This window comes from Methylobacterium amylolyticum (assembly GCF_030700245.1).
GTDB lineage: Bacteria > Pseudomonadota > Alphaproteobacteria > Rhizobiales > Beijerinckiaceae > Methylobacterium.
Map to the genome: position 1 here is coordinate 38,359 of NZ_JAUYZI010000047.1, position 7,370 is coordinate 45,728.

Below are 7,370 nucleotides of genomic sequence, written 5' to 3' on the forward strand. Positions count from 1 at the left end.
GCCATCAGCGCTTCCGGTCTCGCCCTCTCAAAGCAGCTTCAAGCCTCGTTACTCGAACGGGCCCCTAGAGGTCGAACGGCCCATAAGCGGGCCGTAATTACTCACGGGGTGGATTGGTCGGCGGCTGAACGCCCACCGCTGCGCGGCTTGCCGGGACGAGCTTGCCTCTTGCGCGGGTCGGATTTCGCTGATTCCGTCGCGGGATGGGCCGAAGCGAACTGGAACGGCTGAGCCGCGAGGAGCTGATCGAGTTGGTGCTGCGGCTGCAGCGGCCAGAGAAGACCTCGCGCACGTCGTCCAAGCCGCCTGCGAGCGATCGCAAGGAGCAGCGCGCGCAGTCCAAGCCCGGCGGCGCCAAGCCCGGTCACGAGGGTCACAGCCGGGTGCTGAGCGCCGATCCCGCTATGATCGTCGAGCATCGTCCTGAGGCGTGCACGTGCTGCGGTCGCCGCTTGCACGCCGCTCTTCCGGCAGTGATCGTCAGCGTCTCTGAACAAATCGAGCTGCCCGCGGTGGCGCCGATCGTGACGCAGCACCAGCGTCTGGCGGTTCGGTGCCCGAGCTGCGGCGAGCAGGGCGTCGCACCTGTGCCGGAGGCGGCGCGCGGCACGCCTTTCGGCCCACGGCTGCACGCGGTGGCGACGGACCTGAAGACCTTTCAGGCCTTGTCCTACGAGCGGCTGCAGGCGGCGCTCTCCGACCTGTTCGGCCTGACGCTCAGCCAGGGCGGGTTGATGAACCTGCTCCGCCGCGCGCAGGGCCGCTTCCGTCCGGGTCGCGACGCGGCCGTCGCGGCCCTGCGCCGGGCTGAGGTCGTCGCCTGCGACGAGACCGGCGTGCGCATCGAAGGCTCGAACGCCTACCACTGGATCTTCCACTCGGCGCAAGCCGTGGTGCACACGGCCTCGCCGACGCGCGGCGCCGTCGTGGTGCGGGAGATGATGGACGGGCATCGGCCCGCGGTGTGGATCTCCGACCGCTACACGGCCCAACAAGGCCACGCGGATGAGCACCAGACCTGCCTGGCGCATCTGGCCCGCGATGTCGCCTACGTCGTCGAGGTCAGCGACGATCCCGTCCCCTGGCGCCTGCAACTCTGGCTGGGAAGCGTGTTCGCCCTGGCCGAGCGCGTCACCGATCTGGCCGTCTCGACCTTGGCCGCCAAGCGCCGGAGCCTGGATCGGCAACTCGGCGCCATCCTGACCACGCCGAGCCGCTGTGACCTGACCCGCGATCTGCAGGCTAAGATTAGCCGCGCGCGCGATCAGCTCCTGGTCTTCCTCGCCTATCCCGGAAAGGTCGAGCCCACGAACAACGGCTCCGAGCGGCTGCTTCGTCCGGCTGTCGTCCAGCGGAAGGTGACCAACGGATACCGCGCCATGTGGGCGGCTGAGGGCGAGGCCGCCATCCGCACCGTCGTCGACACCGCCCGCCTCACAGGCAGCAGCCCCTTCAGCACCGTCCTCAAAACCATCGGTGCCTGAACCCTGCCATCACAGGCCTGGGTAATTACAGCGGGAAGCCTTCCGGCGAGCGCTGAAAGCGGCGTCAAGCCCGATCCCTGCTACTCGTGGGGGCGTCTAAGGCCTGGGCTGAAAAGGTCCTGCCGCAGATCTCGCGCGGCTTTGATCCGGACCCGGGCTGGTAGTCGCGGCAAGGCCCTAAAACGGCCCAAACACGGTGCAGGACCGGGTAAGCACGAGCATTTTGGAAACCCTATACGTCAGTCATCAGATAGTAACACAACTCATTATATGCTGTCGTAAACACGGGAAGATCAGCCGCCCAACTAGCAGAAGGATGTAAATCTAACCTGCGCCCGAAGCCTGTGTCATCAAACACCTTGCGTTCCAACGTTCGAACAGTCTTGTTGATCTGACTTAATTTTTTACGTTCGGATATACTCTGGAGCCTGCCCATAAGAGATTCAATGCGACCCATTACCCCGCCCCTTTCACTCTGGGATCGTAACGCTTGGAAAATGTCCGAATGGAATCTGTACCCGTCATTCGGCCAAAGCTGTTCTAGGCGGGTATAATGGTAGTGCTCCGAGAAGCCGCTCGCGAAGTACGAAGCATGGGATATATCACATACCCTAAAAAACTCATCGCGATCAAATTCGCCATCAATGACGTTTAACTTATAGTATCTCCACAGCGCATGGCGATAGATCGCATATTGACTGAAAACTTCCGCGGGGTTATCTGAAAACCAAAAAAAAGTTTGCCACTTCCTTCTTGATGGGTCGGCTGGAGGTCCAGATCTTCGGGCATAGAAATATTTCGGGAACCGCTTTGTTTTACCAGCAATAACTAGCGCACAAGACTGGAAAAGCTCCTGGAAAGCGTCGCCATCTAAACGTGCACTCTCTTCAATGACAGTTCGGAGATCAATTGTACGGCACACGCCATAGAAGACAGCTTCGTAATGGCGAAGAAACTGGAACAGCCGCGCACCGGGATGTGAAGCTTCGATCCCCGCTCCACCGTATTCATTAAATATTGAAATATTCTCATCCGAAAGTGTGAAATTCATGTAAAGCCCGTGCGCGACTGAGTAAGATGCGTCGCTCAACAGAAATTCTCTTGCCTCCAACAGGCCGTCAAAAAATAATAGATCGTCGTCTGCACAGAAAGAGACCGTAGAAGTTGTGACCTTTCTTATACCCATAACTATTTTCACGATAGGATCTAAGCTCGGATCATATACATTATAGCATATTTGGTTCTTGTGAGGACCAACAACGGAAGAATTTAGGGCTACGACGTCAGATCTGCTTGAGTCCAGGACTAAAACCCTGACTGTCGTAGACTTTCGAACGATGTAATTAACTAATGACCGGAATAGTTCTGGCCGATTATAGGTCGCTATAATAATAGTGTGATCAAGTAAATTCTCGTCATAATCATGTTTTATCATCATAAGTCCCGCTAGGCGCGTCGATGATGGGAGCCGAAACTCAATTGAAAGTCATCTCAATAGCAGCTAAATGCTGTTGTCGGCAAGCGTGATATACAATCATTAAAATGATAAAATAGCTTCCAGCCAATGTTAATCATTATTCAGTATTGCATATCCAATGCCGCCAACCCCAACATGGTTTCCGCTGTAAATCATGAAATCGCGCCCTTTGTATTTATAAAACCCGGGATAACAAACCATTTCAGAGTCCCAACCTGAATCAGACCTAATAAGAGTGACCTCTTCATCACATCTTATCCACTTATAGCCGTCCGCCGACCGGGCCATGCCGATAACGTAGTTTTTCGAGACACGATCCTTGCAACCACGCGTCGAATACCACATCGTGTAGCCGTCTGGTGTTTTACTGACCCATGGCGCCGAAATCACCTCGCCGTCGTAAGCATATCGAATGCAGGGCTCTGTCGAGACTTGCCACCTAACGCCATCATGCGATTCAGCATGAAATACGGTGTATAGAGGCTCCGGATTCCCTTCTGGGAATTTCCAGCCCGTGCCAGAGCAATACCACATTCGATAACGATCACCTTCTTTGATTACGAATGGATTTGCTGCCATAAAAGGATGATAGATGTCCTGCGCGACTATAGGACCCTTGAAAACTCTTTCGAAAGTGTCGGCCGCTTTATTCCACTTTATCATTCCAATAGAAACTTCAAAGCTTACTTCACGGCGACGCTTCCACCCGCCGTAATAGAACATTACATCTTCTCCGTAGTCAACATAGCTACCGAAGACAACGCCCGAGTCATCAAATGTGCCCTTTTCGCCAAGGTCGACGAGGGGTACCTCCGGCATGGCGATGATAGTTCTAGGGTCACCCGGTTCAACGTCAATAAAAGTCGGAAGCATCGTATTTGTGTTGTCGCGCGATGCAAAGAAAATTCGTAACTTAGAGTCGTCGATGAGATAAGGTATTGGCCTTGTTACGTGACTTTTAAAGAACCCGAATCCCGAAACATTGTAGATAAAACCCCTCTTTACCCAATGCTGCTGCATAGCTAACCCCGATCGGAATGTTGAACTAAATGGCCGTCGAATTTCTTCCTTAAATAGCCGCCCGTAGAGCTGGAAAGGATCATTTTTCCGTTTAGTTCTTCGTCGAGCTCAAAATCATCATGCTCATTTAGATAATCATGAAGTGCCGAAAGCGGCTCGTCACCCTTATACCAAATCTTCGAACGCTCTTTTGGGATTTCATCTGCTGTCATTCTGCCCAGCATCGTGTCAGCGACAATCATATATTGGCCCGGGCTGACAAGTTTTCCGTACAAATCCAATTCTTTCCTTACGTGATCGTAAGAATGGTCAGAGTCAAGAACTACCATTACTGAACTACCAGACGGTATTAAATTCATGACTTGCTCATATAAATTATCGGCTATCGACGATCCCTCCAATAACGTTACCCGCTTCGAGAAAATATTGTCTTCAATTGAACGTCTATTGTGCTGCCTAATATCAATGTCGATGCCAATGACACGGCCGTTCCCTATCAACTCAAGCAGCGACGCGAAAAAAATGATCGAACCCCCTCGCGCCACACCGGTTTCAATAATCACATCCGGTCGCCTGTCCCAAACCACCTCCTGCATGGCTAATACATCGGATGGGAGTTGTATTATCGGCACTCCAAGCCACTTCCACAGGTAAGAGTATCGATACTTGTCTGCTAAAGCCAACAGTTTTGTAGACTCGCGAAATAAGGCCTCATCTTTTCCCATGTCAATAGAACTGGTACGCCTTTGTTCGTCGAAAATCTTTCGGTCGTCGCTCACCAGATGCTCCTTTGCGATTCATGCGTTGTTAAAGCAGACTTGCGCCATTGAATTTACTAGCAATGGGTGAACTACCGTGATCACGCCTCATAATCATTGATCAACCTGTGTTAGATATGCCCTATCTTTAAATCGAACTATGTTCGGCCATGCGAATCTGGGATGCAGTGAAATATCTCAATTTTTCTTCTGGTTTTCAACCCGTTTGATGTAAACCGATTTTCCATTAAGCCAAAAACTTGTATTTGAAATTTTACACTATCGGCAGACGGTGGAGGCATCTCTTGATGAATCCTTGTTGCGGCCACTGTGAATTTTATAGATCACAATCATATGAAAATTATATCATGTATACATAAATTCATGAGATGGTTTATTGGTACACTTTGCTATGGGCAAATTGAGAATCCTTCATAATTTGTCCAACATTGTTAAGATAGCTCGTAGAACACGACATATCGCCATTCTATTCTTTGTTTGGAAAATAGAGCTTCATATGATTGGTAATCGAACTTCTTACAATTTCTTCTGAATCAGTTCCAGGAGAACGGTTACTACTCGATCTGTGTCGGACTCGGTCATGACAAGAGAGCTTGGTAAGTTAATGCCCCACGGCGAGATGCTATGCGCGACATGGTTTCGCTCACGAGCAGCTTTTGCTTGGGCTGTTCTACTGTACGCTGGGATCAATGATAGAGGATTAAAGAATGGACGTACATCGATACCGCTGTCCCTTAACATCGGAATAAGAATTGTCTTGTTTAGCTGAGTTGATGCGTTCAGGATCGCAGTTGACATCCAATAACTATTGAATACATTATCGCTATCTGGATTTAATGTAATTTCTTCTATTGCTGCGGTGCGTTCTTTATACCAACTAAATATTCGACGCTTCATCGCCACAAGCTCGCTCAGACGGGAAAGTTGGGCGTGCCCGAGTGCCGCCTGGATAGGGGACATCTTGTATTTATAACCAATCTCATCATTGTTGAACATCACATCGCCCGGTACCCTACCATGGTCTCTCAGTTTGTTTATGCGATCATACATTTTTTTATCATTGCAGACGAACATGCCGCCTTCGCCCGTCGTAAGAGTCTTTGATCCGTGAAACGAGAATACCGAGCAATCTCCGAAGGAACCGGCGGGCCTCCCTCGATATAGCGACCCAATTGACTCAGCTGCATCTTCTATGATGAATAAGTTGTACTTTCGTGCGATGCGAAGTATGTCATCCCAATCTGGCATGTTGCCATAAAGATTAACTGCAATGACGGCTTTTGTGTTGCTCGATACGCAGTCTTCAATCGAATTTCCAGAAATGCACCAAGTATTTTTGTCGATATCTGCAAAAACTGGAGTAGCTCCAACGTAGTTGACCGGCGCGCAGCTTGCAATCCAAGTGCAATCGGGTACGATGACCTCGTCTCCTGGGCCAATATTTAGCGCCGATAGTGCAAGGTGTATGCCCGCAGTACAAGACGGTAGTGAAACTGCATATTTTCGGTCGACGGCGTTCGAAAACGCCTCTTCAAATCTTAGAATATGCTCAAACGCGTTATTGTACCAGCCGTTCTTCACAGCATCAATTACACAATTAATTTCCACTTCAGTAATCGATGGGCCCGCTATCGGAATACGTTCGCTAAACGCAGCAGCAAATCCCTTATTCTTTTCTTTTTCCATGGCTCAGCCCGTCTCGTTGGCATTTCGTTGAATTGTCTACAAGGAGTCATTCTCGGACTTACGTTGGGATATTTATTCTATGTAAGATATACATTGATAAAATCTGCGGGATAAATCTAACTTACTGATCTCGGCCATTTGGGTTAGCCTATTGCGTGCGTTTGGCGCCAGGAACGAGGACATGGACCGTTGTTAACACACCTGGGTCGACGTTGGCCAATTTGTAGGTGGCCCGCCGGCTTCCACTTCGCCATATTTGCTCAGCTTCTCGCTCGTTCTAGGACGGCTGTAACTTCGTATCGTTCCCGCCCACCTGTAGGGAGGAAATGCCGGGACGACGCGGCACGGACATCCCAGGAGACCGGCGCGGCGCCGCCGTGGCAATTCCCTTGTTTTGCTCTCGGCGGGCGTCGACTAGAGCTGCGCCCGATCGGCTTGCAATATGGATGGATCTGAGAGCCTGTTTGAGGGCGAGAGCTTAGGCTGGATTGTTGAGGGCGTTGGCGGCCATGAGGCAGGCGACGCAGGTGAGGCGACCGGTCGCCACGTCGAGACGGCCGGCACGCTCGCGCAGCAGGCCGCCCCAGTGGCTGAGCCAGCCGAAAGTGCGCTCGACGAGCCAGCGCCGCTCCAGCACGACGAAGCCCTTCTGATCCGGGTCCTTCTCGACGACGCGGTGGCGCATGCCGTGCAGATGGCACCAGTCCTTGCAGCGCTCGGCGGTGAAGGCACCGTCTAGGATGGCCAGACGCAGGCTGGGCCACGCCGCCTTGCCGTTATCCAGCGCCGTCAGCGTATCGCGATCCTGAACGTTGGCCGGCACGACGGCGAGCCCCAGGACGTGCCCCTCGGCATCGACCAGCGCCACGCGTTTGCGCCCGACCAGCTTCTTGGCGGCGTCGTAGCCGCGTGGCCCGCGCACAC

General features: G+C 52.3%; 6 protein-coding genes. 1 reads left to right on the plus strand and 5 read right to left on the minus strand.

The genetic code is table 11. From position 1 onward, the window contains the following. Window positions 1–203 precede the first annotated feature (203 nt). Window positions 204–1,484 (plus strand): IS66 family transposase, encoded by a 1,281-nt coding sequence (gene tnpC, locus Q8W71_RS25615; protein ID WP_305528243.1) that lies wholly within the window; start codon window positions 204–206, stop codon window positions 1,482–1,484. 232 nt (window positions 1,485–1,716) lie between these two features. Here tnpC and Q8W71_RS25620 read toward each other — a convergent pair whose 3' ends face one another. The 5 genes from Q8W71_RS25620 to Q8W71_RS25640 form a co-directional block, all read right to left on the minus strand. Next, window positions 1,717–2,922 carry a TIGR00180 family glycosyltransferase gene (locus tag Q8W71_RS25620; protein ID WP_370875535.1) on the minus strand — a complete coding sequence of 402 codons (1,206 nt, stop codon included), beginning with the start codon at window positions 2,920–2,922 and terminating at the stop codon, window positions 1,717–1,719. 129 nt (window positions 2,923–3,051) lie between these two features. Next, a complete protein-coding gene (locus tag Q8W71_RS25625) occupies window positions 3,052–3,981 on the minus strand; it encodes a glycoside hydrolase family protein (RefSeq protein WP_305528245.1) in 930 nt (309 codons plus the stop codon). 2 nt (window positions 3,982–3,983) lie between these two features. Then, window positions 3,984–4,706 carry a cephalosporin hydroxylase family protein gene (locus Q8W71_RS25630; RefSeq protein ID WP_305528248.1) on the minus strand — a complete coding sequence of 241 codons (723 nt, stop codon included), beginning with the start codon at window positions 4,704–4,706 and terminating at the stop codon, window positions 3,984–3,986. Window positions 4,707–5,276: 570 nt separating this feature from the next. Then, a complete protein-coding gene (locus Q8W71_RS25635) occupies window positions 5,277–6,446 on the minus strand; it encodes a DegT/DnrJ/EryC1/StrS family aminotransferase (RefSeq protein WP_305528246.1) in 1,170 nt (389 codons plus the stop codon). 478 nt (window positions 6,447–6,924) lie between these two features. After that, on the minus strand, window positions 6,925–7,370 hold a 446-nt coding region (locus tag Q8W71_RS25640), incomplete at its 5' end, for a transposase (protein WP_305528247.1).

Excerpts from the sequence above, each read along its gene's own strand:
- Q8W71_RS25620 (WP_370875535.1), bottom strand. The coding sequence starts at position 2,922 with ATGATGATAAAACATGATTATGACGAGAATTTACTTGATCACACTATT.
- Q8W71_RS25630 (WP_305528248.1), bottom strand. The coding sequence starts at position 4,706 with ATGGGAAAAGATGAGGCCTTATTTCGCGAGTCTACAAAACTGTTGGCT.
- tnpC (WP_305528243.1), top strand. The coding sequence starts at position 204 with ATGGGCCGAAGCGAACTGGAACGGCTGAGCCGCGAGGAGCTGATCGAG.
- Q8W71_RS25635 (WP_305528246.1), bottom strand. The coding sequence starts at position 6,446 with ATGGAAAAAGAAAAGAATAAGGGATTTGCTGCTGCGTTTAGCGAACGT.
- Q8W71_RS25625 (WP_305528245.1), bottom strand. The coding sequence starts at position 3,981 with ATGCAGCAGCATTGGGTAAAGAGGGGTTTTATCTACAATGTTTCGGGA.